The organism is Halomonas sabkhae (assembly GCF_030409265.1).
GTDB lineage: Bacteria > Pseudomonadota > Gammaproteobacteria > Pseudomonadales > Halomonadaceae > Halomonas > Halomonas halmophila.
The window spans coordinates 218,115-241,444 of the sequence record NZ_JAUFPM010000001.1 but is presented as its reverse complement, the minus strand read 5'-3'; the positions used below and the strand labels follow the sequence as shown (position 1 = coordinate 241,444).

The 23,330-nt window shown below is 62.7% G+C and carries 23 protein-coding genes and 2 tRNA genes; 12 read left to right on the top strand and 13 right to left on the bottom strand.

Features of this window, described 5'->3' with window-relative positions; translation table 11 throughout:
- Position 1 precedes the first annotated feature (1 nt).
- From QWY79_RS01055 to QWY79_RS01020, 8 genes are all read right to left on the bottom strand, one after another.
- Positions 2–880: a carbohydrate ABC transporter permease gene (locus QWY79_RS01055; RefSeq protein WP_290269016.1), complete on the bottom strand. Its 879-nt coding sequence runs from the start codon at positions 878–880 to the stop codon at positions 2–4.
- The gene (locus tag QWY79_RS01050) at positions 873–1,973 is read right to left on the bottom strand and encodes an ABC transporter ATP-binding protein (RefSeq protein WP_290269014.1); all 1,101 of its coding nucleotides are present in this window, start codon (positions 1,971–1,973) and stop codon (positions 873–875) included. Before QWY79_RS01050 ends, QWY79_RS01055 begins: the two co-directional genes overlap by 8 nt.
- Before the next feature lies 1 nt (position 1,974).
- Positions 1,975–3,063 carry an ABC transporter ATP-binding protein gene (locus QWY79_RS01045; RefSeq protein ID WP_290269012.1) on the bottom strand — a complete coding sequence of 363 codons (1,089 nt, stop codon included), beginning with the start codon at positions 3,061–3,063 and terminating at the stop codon, positions 1,975–1,977.
- A gap of 345 nt (positions 3,064–3,408) precedes the next feature.
- Positions 3,409–4,038 (bottom strand): uracil phosphoribosyltransferase, encoded by a 630-nt coding sequence (gene upp / locus QWY79_RS01040; protein ID WP_141318217.1) that lies wholly within the window; start codon positions 4,036–4,038, stop codon positions 3,409–3,411.
- A 112-nt stretch (positions 4,039–4,150) separates the two neighbouring features.
- A complete protein-coding gene (gene ung, locus QWY79_RS01035) occupies positions 4,151–4,834 on the bottom strand; it encodes a uracil-DNA glycosylase (RefSeq protein ID WP_290269009.1) in 684 nt (227 codons plus the stop codon).
- A gap of 56 nt (positions 4,835–4,890) precedes the next feature.
- Positions 4,891–5,436 (bottom strand): adenine phosphoribosyltransferase, encoded by a 546-nt coding sequence (locus tag QWY79_RS01030; RefSeq protein ID WP_141318213.1) that lies wholly within the window; start codon positions 5,434–5,436, stop codon positions 4,891–4,893.
- A gap of 22 nt (positions 5,437–5,458) precedes the next feature.
- Positions 5,459–6,763 (bottom strand): NCS2 family permease, encoded by a 1,305-nt coding sequence (locus QWY79_RS01025; RefSeq protein WP_290269004.1) that lies wholly within the window; start codon positions 6,761–6,763, stop codon positions 5,459–5,461.
- 108 nt (positions 6,764–6,871) lie between these two features.
- Entirely contained in the window at positions 6,872–7,501 is a 630-nt protein-coding gene (locus tag QWY79_RS01020; RefSeq protein ID WP_290269003.1) for a riboflavin synthase subunit alpha, read from the bottom strand.
- A gap of 469 nt (positions 7,502–7,970) precedes the next feature.
- Here QWY79_RS01020 and QWY79_RS01015 point away from each other — a divergent pair, with 469 nt between their 5' ends.
- From QWY79_RS01015 to QWY79_RS01000, 4 genes are all read left to right on the top strand, one after another.
- A complete protein-coding gene (locus QWY79_RS01015; RefSeq protein ID WP_290269001.1) occupies positions 7,971–9,029 on the top strand; it encodes a methionine ABC transporter ATP-binding protein in 1,059 nt (352 codons plus the stop codon).
- A complete protein-coding gene (locus QWY79_RS01010) occupies positions 9,010–9,663 on the top strand; it encodes a methionine ABC transporter permease (RefSeq protein ID WP_290269000.1) in 654 nt (217 codons plus the stop codon). Before QWY79_RS01015 ends, QWY79_RS01010 begins: the two co-directional genes overlap by 20 nt.
- Positions 9,664–9,762: 99 nt before the next feature.
- Positions 9,763–10,551 carry a MetQ/NlpA family ABC transporter substrate-binding protein gene (locus QWY79_RS01005; protein ID WP_290268998.1) on the top strand — a complete coding sequence of 263 codons (789 nt, stop codon included), beginning with the start codon at positions 9,763–9,765 and terminating at the stop codon, positions 10,549–10,551.
- A 104-nt stretch (positions 10,552–10,655) separates the two neighbouring features.
- Positions 10,656–11,114: a GAF domain-containing protein gene (locus QWY79_RS01000; RefSeq protein WP_290268996.1), complete on the top strand. Its 459-nt coding sequence runs from the start codon at positions 10,656–10,658 to the stop codon at positions 11,112–11,114.
- Between the two features lie 73 nt (positions 11,115–11,187).
- Here QWY79_RS01000 and QWY79_RS00995 read toward each other — a convergent pair.
- From QWY79_RS00995 to glpK, 3 genes are all read right to left on the bottom strand, one after another.
- Positions 11,188–11,264: transfer RNA gene (locus QWY79_RS00995), tRNA-Val, on the bottom strand.
- 31 nt (positions 11,265–11,295) lie between these two features.
- A tRNA-Val gene (locus QWY79_RS00990) sits at positions 11,296–11,372 on the bottom strand.
- A gap of 96 nt (positions 11,373–11,468) precedes the next feature.
- The gene (gene glpK, locus QWY79_RS00985) at positions 11,469–12,977 is read right to left on the bottom strand and encodes a glycerol kinase GlpK (RefSeq protein WP_290268995.1); all 1,509 of its coding nucleotides are present in this window, start codon (positions 12,975–12,977) and stop codon (positions 11,469–11,471) included.
- A gap of 244 nt (positions 12,978–13,221) precedes the next feature.
- Between glpK and QWY79_RS00980 the strand changes: the two genes are divergently transcribed.
- Both QWY79_RS00980 and glpD read left to right on the top strand, forming a co-directional pair.
- Positions 13,222–13,980: a DeoR/GlpR family transcriptional regulator gene (locus QWY79_RS00980; RefSeq protein WP_290268993.1), complete on the top strand. Its 759-nt coding sequence runs from the start codon at positions 13,222–13,224 to the stop codon at positions 13,978–13,980.
- Positions 13,981–14,172: 192 nt separating this feature from the next.
- Positions 14,173–15,678, top strand: coding sequence for a glycerol-3-phosphate dehydrogenase (gene glpD / locus QWY79_RS00975; RefSeq protein WP_290268991.1), 1,506 nt, complete (start codon positions 14,173–14,175; stop codon positions 15,676–15,678).
- Here glpD and QWY79_RS00970 read toward each other — a convergent pair.
- Positions 15,662–16,177 carry a histidine phosphatase family protein gene (locus tag QWY79_RS00970; RefSeq protein WP_435389738.1) on the bottom strand — a complete coding sequence of 172 codons (516 nt, stop codon included), beginning with the start codon at positions 16,175–16,177 and terminating at the stop codon, positions 15,662–15,664. The two genes, glpD and QWY79_RS00970, sit on opposite strands and share 17 nt — an antisense overlap.
- Positions 16,178–16,380: 203 nt before the next feature.
- On the opposite strand from QWY79_RS00970, the gene phnD reads away from it, so the two are divergent.
- The 5 genes from phnD to QWY79_RS00945 all read left to right on the top strand — a co-directional run bounded on the left by phnD (position 16,381) and on the right by QWY79_RS00945 (position 21,032).
- On the top strand, positions 16,381–17,373 hold the full coding sequence (gene phnD / locus QWY79_RS00965) for a phosphate/phosphite/phosphonate ABC transporter substrate-binding protein (RefSeq protein ID WP_290268987.1): 993 nt from the start codon (positions 16,381–16,383) through the stop codon (positions 17,371–17,373).
- A gap of 87 nt (positions 17,374–17,460) precedes the next feature.
- Positions 17,461–18,264, top strand: coding sequence for a phosphonate ABC transporter ATP-binding protein (gene phnC, locus QWY79_RS00960; RefSeq protein ID WP_290268985.1), 804 nt, complete (start codon positions 17,461–17,463; stop codon positions 18,262–18,264).
- Positions 18,251–19,051 (top strand): phosphonate ABC transporter, permease protein PhnE, encoded by an 801-nt coding sequence (gene phnE / locus QWY79_RS00955; protein ID WP_290268983.1) that lies wholly within the window; start codon positions 18,251–18,253, stop codon positions 19,049–19,051. Before phnC ends, phnE (QWY79_RS00955) begins: the two co-directional genes overlap by 14 nt.
- Positions 19,045–19,857 (top strand): phosphonate ABC transporter, permease protein PhnE, encoded by an 813-nt coding sequence (phnE, locus tag QWY79_RS00950; protein WP_290268981.1) that lies wholly within the window; start codon positions 19,045–19,047, stop codon positions 19,855–19,857. The genes phnE (QWY79_RS00955) and phnE (QWY79_RS00950) overlap by 7 nt, the downstream gene beginning before the upstream one ends.
- A 110-nt stretch (positions 19,858–19,967) precedes the next feature.
- Positions 19,968–21,032 (top strand): endonuclease/exonuclease/phosphatase family protein, encoded by a 1,065-nt coding sequence (locus tag QWY79_RS00945; RefSeq protein ID WP_290268979.1) that lies wholly within the window; start codon positions 19,968–19,970, stop codon positions 21,030–21,032.
- 209 nt (positions 21,033–21,241) lie between these two features.
- Here QWY79_RS00945 and QWY79_RS00940 read toward each other — a convergent pair whose 3' ends face one another.
- Complete coding sequence (locus QWY79_RS00940) at positions 21,242–22,621, bottom strand: class II fumarate hydratase (protein ID WP_290268977.1); 1,380 nt, start codon at positions 22,619–22,621, stop codon at positions 21,242–21,244.
- Between the two features lie 291 nt (positions 22,622–22,912).
- On the opposite strand from QWY79_RS00940, the gene QWY79_RS00935 reads away from it, so the two are divergent.
- Positions 22,913–23,287: a phasin family protein gene (locus QWY79_RS00935; RefSeq protein ID WP_290268975.1), complete on the top strand. Its 375-nt coding sequence runs from the start codon at positions 22,913–22,915 to the stop codon at positions 23,285–23,287.
- Positions 23,288–23,330 lie beyond the last annotated feature (43 nt).

Below are 23,330 nucleotides of genomic sequence, written 5' to 3'. Positions count from 1 at the left end.
CTCATGCCTCCTTGTTGTTGTCTTTCTGCATATTCATGATCGCGGTGTAGAACACCCAGGTGACCAGCAGAATGATCAGGAAATAGATCAGCGAAAAGGCAGCGGATGGCCCCAGGTCCTGCTGGCCGATCGCCATGGTGGTCAGCGACTGACTGAGGAATGTCGTCGAACTGCCCGGCCCGCCCCCGGTGAGCACGAAGGGCTCGGCATAGATCATGAAGGAGTGCATGAAGCGCAGCAGTACCCCGATCACCAGCACATTGGTCAGCTTGGGCAACTGAATGTAGCGAAACACCGACCATTTCGAGGCGCGATCGATGCGTGCCGCCTGATAATAGGCATCCGGAATCGAACGCAGGCCGCTGTAGCAGAGCAGCGCGATCAGCGGCGTCCAGTGCCAGACATCCATCAGAATGATGGTGGCCCAGGCATCCACCGGACTGGCCGTGATGTTGTAGCCATAGCCCAGCTCGCGCAGGCTCCAGCCCATCAGGCCGATATCGCCACGCGTGAAGATCTGCCAGATGCTGCCCACCACATTCCACGGAATCAGCAACGGCATGGTGACCAGAATCAGCACGGCGGAGGCCTGCCAGCCCTTCTTCGGCATGAGCAGGGCAATGCCGATGCCCAGGGGCACCTCGATGGCCAGCACCGTCAGCGAAAAGGCGAACTGTCGCAGAACGGCCGCCTGGAGGGCTGGATCATTGAGCATCTCCTTGAACCATTCGGTACCCGTGAAGAAGCGGGTATGGGCGTCGAAGACGTCCTGCACCGAATAGTTGACGACCGTCATCAAGGGAATGATGGCCGAGAAGGCCACCAGCAGCAGCATGGGCAGGATCAGCCACCAGGCCCGATTGTTGTAGACTTTATTCATGGTCGATCTCCACGCGGTATTCATCGACATAGACGCCGAGGCGCTCGTCCGGGAAGCGCAACCAGGCCGTCTCGACCGGCGTCTGCTGGTCCTCTTCGATGCGCGCCTTGAGCGAGACGCCACCCAGCGACAGGTAGACGATGGAATAGGTCCCCAGGTCCTGGGCATGCTCGACGCGCGCCTGCATGCCCCCTTCCAGCGGCTCGTCATGGACCTCGATGAAATCCGGTCGAATACCCAGCCGGACATTGGACGAGTCGGCCCTGAGAATGGTGGCGTGCACGCCCCGGCCGACTTCCAGACGGGTATCACCGGCCCAGACACTGCCATCACGGGCTTCGACATCCAGGAAATTCATGCCGGGGCTGCCAATGAAGTAGCCGACGAACGTATGGTTGGGGGTCTCGAACAGCTCGCGCGGCGTGCCGAACTGCACGACCTGGCCCTCGTACATGACCGCGATCTTGTCGGCGAAGGTGGAGGCTTCGAGCTGGTCATGCGTGACGTAGACCATGGTGATGGCGAAGCGCTGGTGGATCTCCTTGAGCTTGCGGCGCAGCTTCCACTTGAGCTGCGGGTCGATCACGGTCAGCGGCTCATCGAAGAGAATCGCCGAGACGTCATCGCGCACCAGACCGCGCCCCATGGAGACCTTCTGCTTCTCGTCCGCGGTGAGGTTCTTGGCCTTGCGCTTGAGTTGCGCGGTCAGCTCCAGGACATCGGCCACTTCCATGACGCGTTCATGGACGCGGGCTTCCGGTGTCTTCACGTTGCGCAGGGGAAACGCCAGGTTATCGTAGACCGTCATGGTGTCGTAGATGACCGGGAACTGGAAAACCTGGGCGATGTTGCGCTCCTCCGGTGGCAACGCATTGACCACCTCGCCATCGAACAACACCTCCCCGCTCGAGGGCTCCAGCAGGCCGGAGATGATGTTGAGCAGCGTCGATTTACCGCAGCCCGACGGGCCGAGCAATGCGTAGGCCCCGCCCTGTTGCCAGACGTGGTTCATCTCGCGGATGGCATAGTCCGCGTCGGACCGGGGAGCGGCCGAATAGGTGTGCGCCAGGGACTTCAGTGTGATCTCGGCCATGTCAGATACCTCCCAGATGCGCCGGTATGTGGACCACGGCCCCGTCACGATCGAAGGCATAGACCTTGTGCGCCGGAAAATACAGCGTGACCGGCTCATCCACGGCAAATTCGTGCACCCCATCCAGGTGAACCGTCATGTGGAAGTGGTCGTTGTGCACATGAAGGAAGGTTTCCGAGCCACTGATTTCGGCGATATCGACACTCATCCGGAGCTCGACATCATCGCTGGCACGCGGCTTGAGAGTGATATGCGAGGCACGGATACCGAAGCGGTAGTCACCCGGCGACAGCTTGCCCAGCGCTTCCCCCGCCGGAAAGTGCAGGCTCTCATCGAAGCGGATCTCGGTGCCGGACACGCTGCCGGTGACAATATTGATCGGAGGTTCGGAGAACATCTCCGCCGCCGCAATGTTGCCCGGACGGTGATAGACATCCTCGGTAGCGCCGTACTGGACCAGCCGGCCTTCATGCAACACGGCGGTATTGCCCCCCAGCGCCAGGGCTTCGCCGGGCTCGGTGGTGGCATAGACGGCGATGCAGTTGCGCTCGCTGAACACCGCTCGCAATTCCTCGCGAAACTCCTCGCGAAGCTTGTAGTCGAGGTTGACCAGCGGTTCGTCGAACAGCACCACATCGGCGTCCTTGACCAGCGCCCGACCCATGGCGGTGCGCTGCTGCTGACCGCCGGAAAGCTCCAGGGGGAGACGCTCAAGCAGGTGCTCCATGTGCAGCATCTCGGCGACCTGGCGTACCCGCCGATCGATCTCGGCGCGCGGAACCCTGGCCAGTTTCAACGGCGAGGCGATGTTGTCGTAGACGCTCAGGCCGGGATAGTTGATGAACTGCTGGTAGACCATGGAGACGTTGCGATGGCGCACCGAACGTCCCGTCACATCCTCGCCGTTCATCAGGACCCGGCCTCGGGTCGGTGTATCGAGCCCGGCCATCAGGCGCATCAGGCTGGTCTTGCCGGAGAGCGTCCGGCCCAGCAACACATTGAAGGAGCCGGGTTCCAGCGTCAGGTTCATGTCGGCGATATGGGTTTCACCGCCGACCACCCGGTCCATGTTTTCGAGGGTCAATGACATACGGATCTCGGCTGATCATTGTTGTTGAGACCACGCTAAGCAGGCGTGTCGCACCAAGTTAGCCGAGATTCGAATTCAGACACAAATGTTATTTCGCGAAAACCGCTCGACGCTGCCCGGCAGCGCCCGAAATTCACGCATAACACTCTGAATAAACGGAGATTAATGAAGCTCTATAACTTTTGTCTAGGTGGTCGATGAAAACCGCCACCCGGATGGCTGTGCAGGAACCAGGTTCGATATTTTTCGATTTCGAACATTAAAAGGGGCCGCCCCTTGGCGACCCCTTAAAGTTTGGCGTCAGACCGTCACAGGCGTCCCCCGCCATGGACGGGGTCGGACGACTCAGCGGGTACCGAAGATCTTGTCGCCGGCATCACCCAGCCCAGGCACGATATAGCCGTTGTCGTCGAGCTTTTCATCCACCGAGGCAGTATAGATCTCGAGGTCCGGGTAGTCGCGCTGCACGCGCTCGATGCCCTCGGGGGCCGCGACCAGCACGATGACCTTGATGTGCTTGCAGCCGCGTTCGCGCAGCATGTCCAGGGTGGCCACCATGGAACCGCCGGTGGCCAGCATGGGATCGATGACGATGGCCATGCGTTCGTCGAGATCGCCGACGAACTTGGAGAAGTACGGCACCGGCTGGAGGGTGTCTTCATCGCGATAAAGCCCCACGACACTCACGCGCGCACTGGGAATCAGGTCGGTCACGCCTTCCAGCATGCCGAGGCCGGCACGCAGGATGGGCACGATGGTCACCTTCTTGCCCTTGAGCTGGTTGACGGTGATCGGCTCGCCACTCCAGCCCGGAATATCCTGCAGTTCCAGTTCGAGGTCCTGGGTGGCTTCATAGGTCAGCAGCTTGGCAACCTCGCCGGCCAGCTCGCGAAAGCTCTTGGTACTGATGCCCGCCTGACGCATCAGTCCCAGTTTGTGTTGAACGAGCGGGTGTTGAATGGCATGGACACTCATGAGCGAGAACCTCTTGGCGGCGGTTGGGTCGGTGGCACAAATTGATGGGCATTCTACCCGTATCACGCCGCGAGGTTAAGCTGGCCCGCCACACCGTGGCAGACGGGACATCTCACGGTTGGGCGGGGAGCTGCCAGTCCACGGGGTTGCGACCCTGCTCGGCCAGGAAGGCATTGGCTCGCGAGAAATGTCGGCAGCCAAAGAAGCCACGATAGGCCGATAGCGGCGACGGGTGCGGGGACTCCAGAACCAGATGGCGATGCGTGTCGATCAGTGCCTTCTTCTTGCGTGCGTGGCCACCCCACAGCAGAAAGACCGTCGGCCCGGCATGCGCGTTGACCGTGGCAATGGCGCGGTCGGTGAAGGTCTCCCAGCCCTTGCCGCGGTGCGAGCCGGCATTGCCCTGCTCGACCGTCAGCGAGGTATTGAGCAGCAAGACTCCCTGGCGTGCCCAGCTTTCGAGAAAGCCGTGATCGACCGGCTCGCAGCCCAGGTCCTGCTGCAATTCCTTGTAGACGTTTTGCAGCGACGGCGGAATCTGGATGCCGGGGCGCACCGAGAAGCACAGGCCATGCGCCTGATCAGGGCCGTGATAGGGATCCTGCCCCAGCACGACCACCCGCACCTCATCCAGCGGGGTCAGCTCGAAGGCCCTGAACCAGTGCGACGAATGCGGATAGATGACCTTGTGCGCCGCCTTTTCGGCGGCGAGAAAGTCGCGCAGTGCCTGCATGTAGGGGGCCTGGAATTCGTCACCCAGGTATTGATGCCAAGTGTCGGGAAGTACCTTGCTCATGCCTCACCGTCCAAGCTGATGGCGCAATCCTGGCATGTCGATCAACGACGGACGACTCACTCGTCCTCGGTGAACGAGCACACCGCGAAGACACTGTAGCCGGCATCGCGAATGAGCTGCGCGCCGCCCAGGTCGGGTAGATCGACGATGGTCGAGGTCTCGACCACCAGGCCACCACTGCGCGTAATCAGCTTGGCGGCGGCCAGCATGGTACCGCCCGTGGCAATCAGGTCGTCGACCAGCAGGATGCGATCACCCTTGCGGAAGGCATCGGCATGCAGTTCGACCTCGGCCTCGCCATATTCCAGGGTATAGGTCTCGCTGATGGTCTGGAATGGCAGCTTGCCCTTCTTGCGCACCGGCACGAAGCTGCAGCCCAGTTCATAGGCCAGGGGAGCCCCGACGATGAAGCCACGGGCATCAATGGCGGCAATGGCATCGAGCTCCATCTCCTGGTAGCGATGCACGAAGCTGTCGATCAGCTTGCGAAACGCCGCACTGTTCTGCAGCAGTGGCGTGATATCACGAAAATTGACCCCTTCCTGCGGCCAGTCAGGAACGGTGCGGATCACAGACTTGATATAGTCGCCGTAAATGCTCATCACGAATCTCTGTAGGTAAGTGTCAGTCGAGGAAGAGTACCTTGGCGGCAAAGACCAGCGCCAGAATGATCACGGCCGGATTCAGGTCCTTGAAGCGGCCCGCCAGGGCCTTGATGGCGGCATAGCTGATAAAGCCCAGCGCGATGCCTTCGGCGATCGAGAAGGTCAGCGGCATGGCGAGCGCGGCAATCAGTACAGGAGCGGCCTCCGTGGCATCGTCCCAGTCGGCATGGGCCAGACTGCCCGCCATCAGCACGGCCACATAAAGCAATGCGCCGGCCGTGGCATAGGCCGGAATGGAGCCGGCCAGCGGCGCGAAGAACAGGCTGACCAGGAACAGCACGGCCACCACCACGGCCGTCAGACCGGTACGCCCGCCGGAGACGATGCCCGCGGTCGACTCGATATAACTGGTGGTGGTCGAGGTGCCCAGGGCGGCGCCGGCCATCGAGGCGGAGCTGTCGGCCATCATGGCCTTGCCGATGCGCGGCAGCTTGCCCTGCTCGTCGAGCAGTCCACCACGATGGGCCACACCGATCAGGGTACCCGAGGTATCGAACAGATCGACGAACAGAAAGGCGAACACCACACTGAGCATCGCCACGTCCAGCGCACCGGCCAGGTCCATGGCCATGAAGGTCGGCGCGACGGAGGGCGGCATGGACATCACACCGCCGAATTCATTGTGCCCCAGCAGCATGGCCAACACAGTCACGCCGAGAATGCCGATCATCACGGCGCCGGTGACGCGCCGATAGGCCAGGGCCGTGATCACGAAAAAGCCCAGCAGTGCATAGAGGGCGGCGGGTTCGGTGAGATCCCCCAGCGCCACATAGGTGGCGTCGTTGGCCACCACGATGCCGGCATTCTTGAGCGCGATCATGGCCAGGAACAGGCCGATACCCGCGGCGATGCCCAGGCGCAGCGACGTGGGGATCGAGTTGATGATCCACTCGCGAATGCGGAATATGCTCAGCAGGAAAAAGGTCAGGCCGGACAGAAAGACCGCGCCCAGCGCCGCCTCCCAGGTATAGCCCATGCCCATGACCACGCCATAGGTAAAGAAGGCGTTGAGGCCCATGCCGGGTGCCAGGGCGACCGGGTAATTGGCCCACAGCCCCATGATCAGGCAGCCGAGCGCCGACGCCACACAGGTGGCAACAAAGACGGCCCCATAGTCCATCCCGGATTCCGAGAGAATGCTCGGGTTGACGAAAATGATGTAGGCCATGGTCAGGAAGGTGGTGATACCCGCGATCACCTCCGTCCTGACGGTGGTGCCGTGCTCGGCCAGCTTGAAATGGTTGTCGATCCAATGTTTCAGCATGCGTCGTGTCCTTCACGCCGGCCTGACCAGCGCGTCCTCGAGTCCGGGGCAAGAAAACCGCTCATGATAGCGGATGGCACCGGGTCTTGCGAGACGCGGCGCCGTCCCTCACTGCTCCCGACCTTGCAGCACGCGTTCGACGGTCTCGACGATGGCCTGGGTCTGCGGGTCGATCTCCAGATTGACCCGATCCCCCGGCAGACGCTCGCCGATCACCGTGCGCGCCAGTGTTTCGGGAATCAGGTCGACACAGAAGCTGGCCGGCTGACCGTCGCGGGCCGTGCGCACCTCGCCGATGGTCAGGCTGGTGCCATCGAGGCCGATGTAGCCCTTGTCGAACAGGAAGCGAACCAGTTCCGGCGGCGGCACGAACCAGATACGGCGATTGTTGGGGGCCTCCTCGATCGACTGGACTTCCGCCATGCCCATGATATGCCCCGACATGGCGTGACCGCCGATCTCGTCGCCGAAGCGGGCGGCCCGCTCGACATTGACCCGGCCCCCGACGCACAGGCTTCCCAGATTGGTCCGCTGCAGCGTCTCGCGCATCAGGTCGAAACTGACCCGCTCGCCCTCGATCGCGGTGACCGTCAGGCAGGCACCGTTATGCGATACCGACGCGCCGAGCTCGAGCCCCTCGCGCAAGGGCGCCGGCAGCCATAACACATGCGTGCGGAAATCCTGTGCTGCCTCGATGGCCACCACCTCGGCGGTTCCCTGAACGATGCCCGTGAACATGATGAATCCCCGTTGATTGAGCTGCTGCCATCGCTTGGCATGGCACAGTAAAGACGCGGCCCGACAGGCCGCGCCCGATGAAGGCAGACAGTTTAGGCAACGCCTCCCGGTGGCGTCCATGTCGCCGCGACCCGTCATGCACCAGTGCCATAAATATTGCTGAATAACGCATCCATGCAGCATATTTCACTAGCCATAAGCCTTTCGTTCAGGCGTCTGAGTGGCACACGGCCGCCACACGTTTGACATACGCTCGTATGACACCTAGGATTGCGCGCTACATTTCATAGGCGCCGATTTGTACCCGGATTGCGGGCGCCGACGCCACGACGGCCTGGCTGTCGTGGCGTGAAATGCAGCTAAAAGGGTGTGTCCAGCGTTGATGGCCACCCGTCAGGGTGGCCTTTTTTTCGGCTCCCCTTCCTGCCCGCCCGCTCCGTCACCTGCGGCGCCACCTTCGGTGGCTGTGATGATTCGACTGCAGAACGTTTCCAAGACGTACTACCCCACGAGCAAACGCCGCAACGCCACGGGCGTCGAAGCCCTGAAGCCGGTCGACCTGCATGTTCCGGAGGGCCAGATTCACGGCGTGATCGGGCTTTCCGGCGCCGGCAAATCGACTCTCATCCGCTGCGTCAATCTGCTCGAGCGACCCACGACCGGCAGCGTGAGCGTCGACGGCCAGGAGCTCACCGGTCTGTCCCGGGAAGCCCTCAACCAGGCCCGCCATCGCATCGGCATGATCTTCCAGCACTTCAACCTGCTGACGTCGCGCCATGTCTTCGACAATGTGGCCCTGCCCCTGGAACTGATGGGCATGTCACGACGCGATATCCGCGACCGCGTCACGCCCCTGCTCGAGCTGGTCGGCCTGGACGACAAGGCCGACCAGTATCCCGCTCAGCTCTCCGGCGGCCAGAAGCAGCGCGTCGCCATCGCCCGCGCCCTGGCCAGCCGCCCCCGCGTGCTGCTGTGCGACGAGGCGACCTCGGCGCTGGACCCCCATACCACTGGCGCCATCCTGGAGCTGCTGCGCGACATCAATCGCAAGCTCGGCCTGACCATCCTGCTGATCACCCACGAGATGGAAGTCGTCAAGTCGATCTGCCATCGGGTCAGCCTGATCTCCGACGGCGAGCTGGTCGAAGCCGCCGACGTCGGCGACTTCTTCACGGCGCCAACGACACAGCTCGGCCGCGACTTCCTCAACGACTTCCTGGAGCTCGAGCCGCCGGATGCACTCGTCGAGCGCCTCGAGGATCAACCCGGCGCTCACAGCCACCCGGTCGTGCGCCTGGCCTTTTCCGGGGACGCCGTTTCCACCCCGCTGGTCTCGCGACTGGCCCGCGAATGCGGGGTGGATGTCAGCATCCTGCAGGCCAAGGTGGAGTCGATCCAGGACCGTACCCTGGGGCTGATGATCGCCGAACTCATGGGCGACGCCGAGGATACCCGGCGTGCCCTCGCCTATCTGCAAGACCACGACCTGCAAGTGGAGGTACTCGGCCATGTCCAGCGCGATGCTTAACCTGATCCTCGAGGCAACCCTGGCCACGCTCTACATGGTCGCCGTCTCCGGCCTGATCGCCGCGATCCTCGGCATCCCGTTGGGCGTCATGCTGTATGTCACGCGACCGCGCCAGATACTCGCCCAGCCGATGCTCAATGGCGTGCTGGGTGTGATCACCAATATCGGCCGCTCGGTGCCCTTCATCATTCTGATGGTGGCCATCATCCCCTTTACCCGCGTGCTGGTCGGCTCCTCCATCGGCACCAATGCCGCCGTCGTGCCCCTGACGATTGCAGCCATCCCCTTCATCGCACGCCTGGTGGAAGGCGCCTTGAACGAGATATCCCCCGGCCTGGTCGAAGCCGCCCAGTCGATGGGCGCCACCCCCTGGCAGATCATCACCAAGGTGCTGCTGCCGGAAGCGCGTGGCGGCATCTTCACCGCGCTGACGGTGACCATCGTCACCCTGGTCAGCTACTCGGCCATGGCCGGTGCCGTCGGCGGCGGCGGCCTGGGCGATCTGGGCATCCGCTATGGCTACAACCGCTTCAACCCGACCATCATGCTGATCACCGTGGCGATCCTGGTGGTGATGGTGCAAGGCTTCCAGAGCCTGGGTGACTACCTGGTACGCAAGAGCGATCACAAGTGAGCCGGACCATCGCTTAATAACCAAAAAGCATTACACTTTTTACGGTTATTCCAATATAGTAGTGAGCAACCTCACCATTTCCGCAAAGGAGAGACCGACATGCGCCATATCCTGATCGGCGGCCTCGCCGCTTCCGTTCTGGCCTTCGGCCAGGCCCATGCCGACGAGCAGAGCCTCAAGGTGGGCACCGTCGCCGGCCCCGAAACCGAGGTGATGCAGGTCGCCGCGGACCTCGCCGAGAGCCAGCACGACCTGAACATCGAGATCATCGAGTTCACCGACTATGTCACGCCCAATGCCGCCCTGGCCGACGGCAGCCTGGATGCCAACGCCTACCAGCACGAGCCCTACATGCAGTCCATGGTCGAGGACCGCGGCTATGACTTCGCCATTGCCGGGCGCACCTTCGTCTACCCGATCGGTGCCTACTCCGAGCAGTACGGCAGCATCGAGGCACTGCCGGACGGGGCCACCATCGCCCTGCCCAACGACCCGTCCAACGAGGGCCGCTCGCTGATCCTGATGCACAACGAAGGCCTGATCACGCTGGACGACCCGAGCAACCTCGAAGCCACGCCGCTCAACATCGTCGAGAACCCGCACGACTTCGAGTTCCGCGAAATCGAGGCCGCCCAACTGCCGCGCGTGCTGCCTGACGTCGACATGGCCTTCATCAACAACACCTTCGCCCAGCCGGCCGGCCTGACACTGGATGATGCCCTGATCAAGGAAGGTCCGGAGTCTCCCTACGTCAACATCATTGCCGTGCGTGCCGGCGATGAAGACAAGGAGAGCATTCAGCAGCTGGTCGACGCTTATCAGAGCGAAGCAGTGGAAGCCAAGGCCGAAGAGCTGTTCGGTGCCCAGGCGGTGCCCGGCTGGAAGTGAAGCGGTCCCCGGGCCTGGCCTGAAGCCGCTCGGGAACCCTGCTTGACCCACCCTTCGAGGCCAGCCATGGTGCCGGCCTCGAGCGTTCAAGGAAGCGCAACATCATGACCCATTACACCCTGCTGGGCCGACAACTCGACGCCCTGCTGGATACCACCGACTGGCTGACCAACAGTGCCCAGACCTGCGCCATGCTGATGCAGGAAGTGCCGGACCTCAATTGGGTGGGCTTCTATCTGCAACGCGAGCCCGGCGTACTGCACCTGGGGCCCTTCCAGGGCAAACCGGCATGTCATCCGATTCCCTTCGACAAGGGCGTGTGTGGCGCCGCGGCCCGTACACACAAGACACAACGCGTCGACGACGTGCATGCCATTGCCGATCACATTGCCTGCGACAGCGCCTCTCAGGCCGAGCTGGTGGTTCCGGTGGTCGTCGACGGCCGACTGTGGGGCGTGCTCGACCTGGACAGCCCGGTGCCGGGCCGCTTTGCCGAGGAAGACCAGGCCGGCATCGAGGCCTTGGTCGAGATCTTCGTGGCCAGCACGACGTTCAACGCCTGAGCCCTGCCCCGCTCGGCTGACAACCGGAATGCAAAAAGCCCCGAGACGCGAGGTCCCGGGGCTTTTCGATATCTGGTAGGACCAGGCGGATTTGAACCGCCGACCTCCACGATGTCAACGTGGCGCTCTAACCAACTGAGCTATGGTCCTGATGCGTGCTGTCGAACTACCGGATGAGGCTTGGTAGGACCAGGCGGATTTGAACCGCCGACCTCCACGATGTCAACGTGGCGCTCTAACCAACTGAGCTATGGTCCTGCCTATCGAGCCGGGATCGCCTCGACAACGGATGCGTATTCTACCTATCCGGCACGCAAATGCAACCCCCCAACACCTTGATCAAGATCCCGAAGATCAGTGACTTGAGTCATGCTCCCCGGGCGAGGTGCGCACCCGATCCACCGCCTCCAGCCAGCCGGCGTAAAGACGACTGCGCTCTTCTTCCTCCATGGCGGGATGGAAGCTGCGCTCGCAGCGCCACAGCCCGGCGATCTCGTCCAGGTTGCGGTACCAGTCCAAGCGCAGTCCGGCCAGATAGGCGGCGCCCAACGCCGTTGTCTCCAGCACAGTGGGCCGGTCCACCTGCACCCCCAGCATGTCGGCAAGGAACTGCATGACCCAGTTGTTGCCGACCATGCCGCCATCCACCCTGAGGGTGTTGGAACCGGCGCTCATGTCATCATTCATGCAGACCTGCAGGTCGCGGGTCTGGTAGCAGACCGCCTGCAGGCCGGCGGCAACGATCTCGGCGATCCCGGTATCACGGGTCAGGCCCAGGATGGCGCCGCGCGCCTTGGGGTCCCAGTGCGGGGCGCCCAGACCGGTGAAAGCAGGCACCAGATAGACACTGTGACCACGCCGGGTCTTGCTGGCCAGCGCTTCGGTCTCGGCCGCATCGGCGAACAGCTGCAGGCCGTCGCGCAGCCATTGCACGGTTGCCCCCGCCACGAAGATGCTGCCCTCCATGGCGTAGGTCGGGACGCCATTCAGGCGATAGCCCACCGTGGTCAGCAAACGATTGCGCGAAATGCCGGCTTCCTGCCCCATGTTGACGATCATGAAACAGCCGGTGCCATAAGTGCTCTTGCCCATCCCCGGGGTAAAGCAGGCCTGGCCGACCAGGGCGGCCTGCTGATCGCCGGCGACACCGGCGATCGGCAGTTCGGCTCCCAGCCATTCGGCATCGACCCGGCCGAAGTCATCGCTGGAGTCCTTGACCTCCGGCAGCAGGCTCTCGGGAATGTCGAAGCGTTCCAGCAGAGTGGCATCCCAGCACTGCTCGTGGATATTGAACAGCGCGGTGCGCGAGGCATTGGTGGCATCGGTGGCATGCACCTTGCCGCCGGTAAGCCGCCATATCAGGAAGGTATCCACCGTGCCGAAGGCCAGTTCGCCGCGCTCCGCTCGCTCACGCGCGCCCGGCACATTGTCCAATATCCAGGCCAGCTTGCTGGCCGAGAAATAGGGATCGATCAAAAGGCCGGTGCGTGCCTGCAGATCCTCGGCATGGCCGGCTTCGCGCAGCCGCTCGCAGGCATCGGCGGTACGCCGGTCCTGCCAGACAATGGCGTTATACAGCGGCTTGCCGGTCTTCCGGTCCCAGACCAGGGTGGTTTCCCGCTGATTGGTGATGCCGATACCATCAATCAGCTCGACACCACCCTCGAGCCGTTCGATGGCCTCCCGACAGGTGGCGACGACCGTCTCCCAGATTGCCTCGGGGTCGTGCTCGACCCACCCATCCCGGGGAAACCATTGCTCGAATTCCCGCTGGGCGGTCAATACCACATTGCCTTCCCGATTGAAGACAATGGCGCGGGAACTGGTCGTGCCCTGGTCAATGGCGAGCAGATAAGAAGCCATGCAAGCACCCTGATTGTTGTGGAGTTTGGCCGACAATCGCAAACCGCACTAGCGCCCGGCTCTGGATACACTCGGCAATTTCGCTTTCCAACGAAAATGTTCGTTTCTGATCACAAAGCCTACTCCAGTGGCGGCCTGCGCTCAATTGACATCACGCCTGGACACCTAAGACCTTCGGCGCATATCAGCCTTCACTGCATTGAAGATGACGATATCGTAGAATGACCGGCATCAAGGAGTCGCCATGAATCAACAACAACGCCAGGCCAGCATTCTCGAACTCGTCGCCCGCCAGGGATACGCCAGTATCGAGCAGCTCACCGAGCACTTTGCGGTCACGCCCCAGACCATACGCCGTGATCTCAATCAGCTGTCCGCCGAAGGACATCTGCGCCGCGTGCATGGTGGTGCCGGCATGGAATCGAGCACCGTCAACACCGCCTACGCGACTCGCAAGACGCTCAACCTCGAGGCCAAGCAGCGCATCGCGGCACTCCTGGCGCACCAGATTCCCGACCACGCCTCCCTGTTCATCAATATCGGCACCAGCAACGAGGTCATCGCCGAGGCCCTGCTGGACCACCGCGGGCTCGAGATCATCACCAACAACCTCAATGTCGCCGCTATCCTCCAGCACAAGGAGGACTTCAATGTCATCATCGCCGGCGGCCAGATCCGCTCACGGGATGGCGGCATCATCGGTGAGGCCACCATCGATTTCATCAATCAGTTCAAGGTGGACTTCGGCATCATCGGCATCAGCGGGATCGATGAAGATGGCTCACTGCTCGAGTTCGACTATCAGGAAGTCAGGGTCGCACAGGCCATTATCCACAACTCCCGGCAGGTCTTCCTGGCCGCGGACCACTCCAAGTTCCAGCGCAACCCCGTGGTGCGCCAGGGCAATCTGGCTCAGCTGGATGCCCTCTTCACCGATCGCGAGCCCCCCGAGAGCATCCAGCGGCTGTTGACCCAGCACGACGTTACCCTCCACCTGGCCTGACAGCCCCGCCACTCCTGGCCGCCCTCTCGGCGCGGCCCGCATCTCGCATCCTGCATCCCGAACCTCGCGCCCCTCTTAACCGCGCTGCAGGTGCGGCGACTCTTGATGTTCGAACACGATTGTTTTATTTTCGTTTTCAAACACTCAATGTTCACACCTGAACCCGGCGGCTCGCCGGTCGGAGCTGGCACGATGCACCCTACCAAGGACGACATCCTGGATCTGTTTGTCATCGGTGGCGGAATCAATGGTACCGGCATTGCCGCCGATGCTGCGGGTAGAGGCCTCGGCGTCGCCCTGTGCGAACAGGCCGACCTGGCCAGCGCCACCTCCTCGGCCAGCAGCAAGCTGATTCACGGTGGTCTGCGCTACCTGGAACATCACGAATTCCGGCTTGTCCGCGAAGCCCTGCGCGAACGTGAAGTCCTCATGGCCAAGGCACCGCACATCATCAGTCCGCTGCGTTTCGTGCTGCCTCACCGGGCTCACCTGCGCCCGGCCTGGATGTTGCGTGCCGGCCTTTTCCTTTACGACCACCTGGGCAAGCGTCAGACGCTCGCCGGTTCGCGAGGCATTCGCCTGGACGCGCACCAGGGATTGAAAGCGGACATCCGTCGCGGTTTCGAGTACTCGGATTGCTGGGTCGATGATGCGCGACTGGTGGTGCTCAACGCCATGCAGGCCCGTCAGCACGGTGCCGAAGTCATGACGCGCAGTCGCTGCGTATCCGCCCGGGACCGGCAGCAGTACTGGGAAATCGAGCTCGAGGATCGCGACACGGGCCACCGCCAGCGCCGATATGCCAGGGCCCTGGTCAACGCCGCCGGCCCCTGGGTGGACAGCGTAGTGCGCGACCAGACTCAGCGCTCATCCCGCTACGGGGTACGCATGATTCAGGGCAGTCACCTGATCGTGCCGCGCCTCAACGTCGACGAGCGGGCCTATATCCTGCAGAACAGCGACCAGCGCATCGTTTTCGTGCTGCCCTATGAGGATGATTTCAGCCTGATCGGCACCACGGACCGTCGATATCAGGGGGATCCCTCCCGGATCGAAGCCAGCGAGGAGGAAATCGACTACCTGCTCGAGGTGGTCAACGAGCACTTCGCCACGCCCCTGGAGCGCGGGGATGTACTGCGCACCTTCTCCGGCGTACGTCCCCTGTGTGACGACGAATCCGCCGACCCTGCCGCCATGACCCGTGATTACACCCTGGACCTGGACGACGACCAGGGCGCACCGCTGCTATCGATCTTCGGCGGCAAGATCACCACCTACCGCAAGCTCGCCGAGGCGGCGCTGGACGCGCTGGCGGCGCACTTCCCGAACATGGGTGAGCCCTGGACCAAGGATGCTGTGCTGCCCGGCGGCGATATCCAGGATCAGGCCAGTTTCGCGGCCCGCCTGGAAGCCGACTACCCCTTTCTGGGTCGCGCGCGTGCAGCGCGTCTGGCACGCAGTTACGGCAGTCTCTGCCTGGCATTTCTGCAGGGCGCACGACGCGAGGAAGACCTGGGCGAGGCCTTCGGTGCCGGCCTGACGGCCGCCGAAGTCGACTACCTGGTGGAACACGAATGGGCACGCCTGCCGGAAGATATCCTGTGGCGACGCACCAAGCTGGCCCTGCGGCTGACCACCGAGCAGCACCAGCGGCTCGCCCGCTATCTGCAACGGGCCAGGCTCACGGCCATTGCCTGACCGGCGGCGGCCAGGCCACCACATCCGCCGGCTGCATGAGAACCCGGTCGCGATGCTGTCGGAGATCACGCCCCTCGAGGGCGGTCAGGAGGATCTGCAAGGGGTCGCCGTGACTGACCAGCAGTACACACTCGTCGCATGACGCCTGCTCCAGATCCCGGATGACCGCCAACAGGCGCCCGGCCACCCGATCGACGGCTTCGACCCCCTGGCACTGATGCCCGGCATCCAGGGCGTCGCGGGCCCAGGCCTCGGCATAACGCGCGTCCGACTGCCCCTCCAGTTCACCGAAATCCCGCTCGCGCAGACGCCGGTCGACAACGGCCCCGACATCGAACCACTCCGCCACTCGCTGGGCCGTCTGGGTCGTGCGCAGAAAATCGGAATGCACGACCCGTGTTGGCGTGGCCCAGCGCCAGGCCACCAGGCTCTCGTCCACCTCTTTCCGTCCCCGGTCGGACAGGCCGAATGAAGCAACGCCCCGACACGGCGAACTCACGATGCGCCCCTGCTGATTCGCTTCGCTATGACCATGCCGCATCAGCAGGTAGCGATGACGCAAGCTCGACGAGCCAGGCGGTAAAGTGTTTGACATTGAACTGTCACAAACCCTAGATTACAGACAGAGGCTTTCGAAAAAATACGTCAATGTCAATTTTCGAAAAACACTCCACTTTATAACAACAATCATCGAGGTACGCCATGCGACGCATCCCCGCTTCTGCGGCACGGCCTGCGCTGGCCGCGTTCACCTTTCTCCCCCTGCTGCTGATCACTGGCCCCGCCATGGCACAGGAAGACTGCCCCCACGGTGACCTGGATTCCATCTATTGCGACAATAATGGCGATCTGGTCGCCGATCGACCACAAGATGAGTCCGAATGGGCCAATCCTGAAACGCTGATCTTCGCCTATACCCCGGTCGAGGATCCGGCGATTTATTCGGATATCTGGCAACCCTTCATCGAACACATGGAAGACGTGACCGGCCGCGATGTGCGCTTCTTCGCCGTGCAGTCCAATTCTGCCCAGGTCGAGGCAATGCGCAGTGGACGCCTGCATGTTGCCGGGTTCTCTACCGGCCCCACTCCCTTCGCGGTCAACCTGGCCGGCGCTGTGCCCTTCGCCCTGATGGGGTCCGACGACGGACGCTTCGGCTACACCCTGCAGCTGTATACCCATGTCGACTCGGGCATCGACGAGGTCACGGACCTCAAGGGCAAGCGCGTGGCACACACCTCGCCCACCTCGAACTCGGGCAATCAAGCCCCGCGAGCCCTGTTCCCCGACCTCGGTATCGTGCCCGGCGAGGATTATGAAGTGCTCTACTCGGGTAGCCATGACCAGTCGATGCTGGGCGTGGTAGCTCAGGATTACGATGCCGCCCCGGTGGCTTCGGAAGTCGTCGAGCGTATGGCCGATCGGGGACTGTACGACCCTGATGACGTGAAGATTCTCTACGAGTCCGACCCCTTCCCGACCACGTCCTATACCTATGCCCACAATCTGGCCCCCGAACTGGTCGAGAAGATCGAAGAGGCATTCTTTACCTTCGACTTCGCAGGCACCGAGCTCGGCGAAGAGTTCGACGGCGTAGAGAAGTTCATCCCCATCAACTATCAGGACAACTGGAAGGTCATCCGTACCATCCAGACTGCCAACGGCGTCGAGTATACCCCCGACAACCTGCAGTAAGACGAGTTCACGAGTTCAATCACGGGCGGCCCTACCAGCCGCCCACTCACTTGTTTCCTGCATTCAGGTATTCATCCGGACGCCACCATGCTCGAAATCTCTGGCCTGACCAAGCGATATGGCCAGGACGCGCCGGTTCTCACCGGCCTGGACCTGGCCGTGGAAGGCAACAGTGTTGTCGCCATCGTCGGCGCCTCAGGGGCCGGCAAGAGCACCATGTTGCGATGCATCAATCGTCTCGTCGAACCGAGCTCCGGCTCGATCCGGCTCAATGGACACGAATTGGTCGACCTGAAGGGTGCCGAGCTAAGACGCGCCCGCCGCCGTATCGGCATGGTCTTTCAGGGCTTCAACCTCATCGACCGCCTCACCGTGATGGAAAACGTGCTTGCTGGCCGCCTGGGTTACGTCAACCTCTTCCAGGCCGTGACGCGGCGCTACCCCGACTCGGACATCGAGCGGGCCTTCCAGCTCATGGAACGGGTCGACATTGCCCACTATGCCAACAAGCGAGCCGATGAGTTGTCCGGCGGCGAACGTCAACGCGTGGGTGTGGTACGCGCCCTGATGCAGGAGCCAGAGGTACTCCTGGCCGACGAGCCCACGGCCTCACTCGATCCGCGTACATCCGAACAGATCATGATACTGCTGCAGCAACTGGCTGGAGAGCTGTCCCTGCCGGTCTTGATCAACATCCACAACGTTGGCCAGGCCAAGACCTACACCGAACGCATCGTCGGCCTGCGTCATGGCAAGATGATCTTCGACGGCCGACCCGATGATTTCACCCATGACGCTCTCGAGGCCGTCTACGGCGGCATCGAAGCCTCGGATGAGCCCAGCGCGCCGGCGCCCGAACGGCATCGCGAGGAGCCCCATGAGTCGTTCTGACACGCCCCGCACCTGGCGCAAGCCGCCCTTTATCGCCAACCCCTGGCTGCGTTACGGCATCCTGGCCGTTACCGCGACATATCTCGTCTGGGCCTTCGCCACCCTGCCGTTCAACTGGCAGCGTATCGCCGAGGGCCTGCCACGTTCCGCACGCATCTTCGGCGGGGGCTTCCCGCCGAATTTCTCGCGTGCCGACCTGCTGCTGACGGGCTTCGTCGAGAGCCTGCAGATCGCCATCCTGGCCACCCTGCTCGGCGTTGCCCTGTCGATCCCCTTCGCCATCATGGCGGCGCGCAATACCGCACCACTCCCCGTTTACCTTCTGGGCCGGACAGTCATCATCGTGTCGCGCAGTTTCCACCCGGTGATCGTGGCAATCCTGTTCGTTGCCGCCGTGGGTTTCGGCCCGCTCGCCGGCATCCTGACCCTGACGCTCTACTCCATCGGTTTCGTCGGCAAGCTGCTCGCCGAGGAGATCGAAGAGATCGATTGGGGTCAGGTAGAGGCCGTGCGTGCCTCCGGCGCAGGTTATCTGGCCACTCTCTTTTATGCCGTCTTCCCACAGATCCTGCCCCGCCAGGTCGGGTTGTCGATGTATCAGCTCGACAGCAACCTGCGCGCTTCCGCGGTGGTCGGTATCGTCGGCGCCGGTGGCATCGGCAGCACCCTGATGAATGCCTTCGGGCGCTACGACTATGATTTTGCCTTCGCCATCCTGCTGGTCATCATCGCCGTGATCCTGGTCAGTGAAGGTATCAGTGGCTGGGTGAGGAAACGTTTATGGTAGAAGAACACGCCGAGCATACCGCCGATCGGGTGTGGCGCCGTTACGATCATCGCCAGCAGCTGATTCGCTATGCCGTCCTTCTGGCCGTGACAATGGCAGTCGTCTGGGCGGTCCGTGACATCGATATCTTCTGGCCCTGGGTCTGGGATGCCCCGAACCAGATCTCGAACCTGGGCGCACGCATGTGGCCCCCCGACCCGACGCGCCTCGGCGCCATCGTCGCCGCCATGCTGGAGACCGTGCATATCGCGACCCTGTCCACCATGCTGACCATCTTCATCGCCTTGCCGGTCTCCTACATCGCGGCCCAGAACACCACTCCCAATCGTGCCTGCCTGTGGCTTGGCCGCTTCATCCTGGTAGCCAGTCGCTCCGTCAACACCATCATCTGGGCCCTGTTGTTCGTGGCCATTTTCGGCCCCGGCGTGCTGGCCGGCATTCTGGCCATCATGTTCCGCTCGGTGGGCTTCATCGGCAAACTGATGGGTGAGGCCATCGAGGAGATCGACAAGCGACCGGTCGAGGCCATGCAGGCCACCGGCGCTTCGAAGCCCAAGGTCATCGCCTACGCGGTGGTCCCCCAGGTGATGCCGGCCTTCTTCGCCATCATCATCCTGCGCTGGGACATCAACATTCGCGAATCCACCGTACTCGGCCTGGTCGGTGCCGGCGGCATCGGCGTGATCCTCCAGGGCGCTATCGACACCTTCGCCTGGCCTACCGTGGCCACCATCCTCATTGCCATCATTGCCCTCGTCCTTATCGGCGAGGCCTTGACCGGCCTGCTACGGAGCAAGGTGCTCTAGCTAGCACGACCACAAGTTCGATAACCAACAACACGGCGACTTTCCCATCACTACGATATCCGCGGTATGCTCGTTGTATATCGTCATGGCACCGACAGGGAGCAAATGCCGTGCTGTCCATCCTCATCACGCTACTGGCCGTCTTGCTGCTGGCGGCCACTCTGGTGGCACACCTGCCGATGCACTGGTGGGGCATTCGCAGTTGCGAGTTTCCCCGCCTGCAGATCGCCGCCCTCGCCCTGCTCTGTCTGGTTGCCACTCCACTGGTGGAGCCGCCCTGGCATTGGCTGGCCATGGTCTGTGGCCTTGTCACCCTGGTGATACAGGTCGTGCATATCCTGCCCTGGACCCGCCTGTGGCCGATACAGGTACAGCCTGCCCAGCCCGGCCATGAGGATCGCTGCCTGCGCCTGCTGGTCGCCAATGTGCTGACGCCCAACCGCCAGGCCGAAGGTCTGGTCGCCATGATTCATCAATATCAGCCGGATGTCGTGCTGACGCTGGAGTCCGACGCCTGGTGGGAGCAGCAGCTCGACGAGGCTCTCGCCGAAGACTGGCCACATGCCGTTCGAATCCCCCAGGACAACCTCTACGGCATGCACCTCTACTCCCGCCTGCCGCTGCTATCGCCGCGTGTCGAGCGACTGATTCAGGAGGATATTCCCTCCATCTCGACCGGGATCCAGCTGCGCTGCGGTGACAGCATCCACCTCCATGCGGTACACCCGCGCCCACCCGCTCCCAGCGAGAGCAAGGAATCGCTATGGCGCGACGCCGAGCTGCTGCTGGTGGGCAAACGGATTCATGCCGACCCCGGCCCGACGCTGGTGGCCGGCGACCTCAATGACGTGGCCTGGTCGCGCACCACTCGCAGCTTCTGTCGCGTCAGCGGCATGCTCGACCCGAGACGCGGCCGCGGCATGTTCAGCACCTTTCACGCCAGCTACCCCGTGCTGCGCTGGCCACTCGACCACGTCTTTTCCAGCGAACACTTCACGCTGAGCGCCATGCAACGCCTGCCCGGCTTCGGTTCCGACCACTTCCCGATCCTCACGACCCTCTGCTACCGCCCCTCGCGTGCCGACGAGCACGACAACCCGCAAGCCGACAGCCAGGAGCATCAGGAGGCCCGCGACACCATTCGCGAAGGACAGCTCCGGGAGCAGGAAGACTGAAGGAAGAAGGAAGAAGGAAGAAGGAAGAAGGAAGAAGGAAGAAGGAAGAAGGAAGAAGGAAGAAGGAAGAAGGAAGGAAGCGTACGTCCGACCACAGTGGCGTCAAGGGTTTTCTTCCCTCTTAAAGGCGCGCGCGCCGTTCTTCCCTCTTCACTCGTACGAAGGCGCACGGCGCCGTCCTTCCTTCTTCGCTCCCGGGCTGCGCCCGCTTACTCGGGTATCCCGCCTCGGGTCAGGGCCGCGGGGTCGAGCAGGCGTTGCAATTCTTCGCGGGATAGATCGGTCTCTTCCTCCGCGACATCGATGATCGGGCGGCCGGCCTGGTAGGCATGCTTGGCGATGGCCGCCGCGGCGTTGTAGCCGATCACCGAGTTCAACGCCGTGACCAGGATGGGGTTGCGCGACAGGGGTTCGCTCAGATGATCCTCACGCACCTTGAAGGTCGCGATGGCCCGATCCGCCAGCAGGGCGGAAGTATTGCTCATCAGCTGAATCGAGGACAGCAGGTTGTTGGCCACCATCGGCAGCATGACATTGAGCTGGAAGTTGCCGCTCTGTCCGGCGACGCTCACGGCGGTGTCCAGGCCGATGACCTGAGCGGCGGCCTGGGCGGCGGATTCAGGGATCACCGGATTGACCTTGCCGGGCATGATCGAGCTGCCGGGCTGCAGGGCCTCGAGTTCGATCTCGCCCAGTCCGGCCAGGGGGCCGGAATTCATCCAGCGCAGATCGTTGGCGATCTTCATGATCACGCAGGCCAGGCCGCGCAACTGACCGGAAAGCTCCACGGCAGCATCCTGGGAGCCCAGGCTGGCGAAAAAGCTGTCGTTGGGCGTCAGCGACAGGCCGGTGCGCTCGCTGAGCTGCGCCGCCATGCGCTCGGCAAACTCCGGATGCGCATTGATGCCGGTGCCCACGGCCGTGCCCCCCTGCGCCAGACGGCAGAGTCGCGTCATGGCACTGTCGAGACGTTCGATGGCCTGGCCCACCTGACTCGACCAGGCGCCCAGCTCCTGGCTCATGCGCAGTGGCATGGCATCCATGAGATGCGTACGCCCGGTCTTGACCACCCCGTCGAGTTCGACGGCCCGCTTGTCGATCGCCTTGCGCAGGTACTCGAGTGCCGGGCGCAGCTCCCGGGTCACTTCCAGCGCCGCGGAGAGATGGAGCGCGGTGGGAATGACGTCATTGCTCGACTGCCCCATGTTGACGTGATCATTGGGGCCGACTTCCAGACCCTCGCCACTCGCCAGATGGGCCACTACCTCGTTGACGTTCATGTTGCTCGAGGTGCCCGAGCCGGTCTGGAAGACATCCACCGGGAACTGATCGTCATGCTGTCCGTCGATGATGGCCTCTGTGGCCTCGACGATGGCGTCGGCGCGTTGCTCATCGAGCAGTCCCAGGTCCCGATTGACACAGGCCGCAGCTCGCTTGATGTGCGCGATGGCATGGATGAAGGCCGCCGGCATGGCCTGGCCGGATACCGGAAAGTTATTGACGGCTCGCTGGGTCTGGGCGCCGTAAAGCGCCGTCGCCGGCACCTCCAGTTCGCCCATGCTGTCCCGCTCGATGCGTGTATCGGTCATCTTCGCCTCCTTGTCGACAGAGTCTCCGCTCACCATGGCGCTGGCCGGCCGAGCATGCAAGGTCTTTGATAACGCGTCCCGATGGCATCGTCCGGAACCCGGGCACCGGCATACCGAGAGTGAGCCCACCCGACCCTTCGAGGGAACGCCGAAGAGAGCGACGAAAGAAATTCTTCGGCCTATGTTGCAATGCACAAAAAGCACTGCTATTGTGCATTGCAACATCAACGCGAAGGCATCGGCGAATCGCCCAGGCCTTCAACGAAGACCGACCCCAGGAGGGTTCACACGATGCGCGATTTCAACACCCAACAGTTTAGCGAGCAATTCGAGTCTCTGTTCTTCGGTCCGGCTCGCGCCTATGCGTCGCTGTCCGTGGACTTCACCGAGAAGATGCTGCGCGCCCAGATGGACGCCGGCCAGGCCTATACCGAGACCGGTATTGCTCAGCTCCGCTCGCTGCTCGACGTCAAGGATGCCGAAGGCCTGCGCAGCTACATGGAAGGCCAGCAGAAGGTCGCCAAGGAGCTGACCGAGCGCTTCAAGGGTGACGCCGAAAAGGTCGTCTCCATGCAGCAGGACTTCGTTCAGGAAAGCCAGAAGCTGACCGATGCCAACGTCAAGCAGGCTTCCGAGTCCGTCGAAAAGGCCACTCGCAAGGCCTGAACCCGGCCTCGCGCGTGACGATGAAGGGCTACCGCTACTGGCG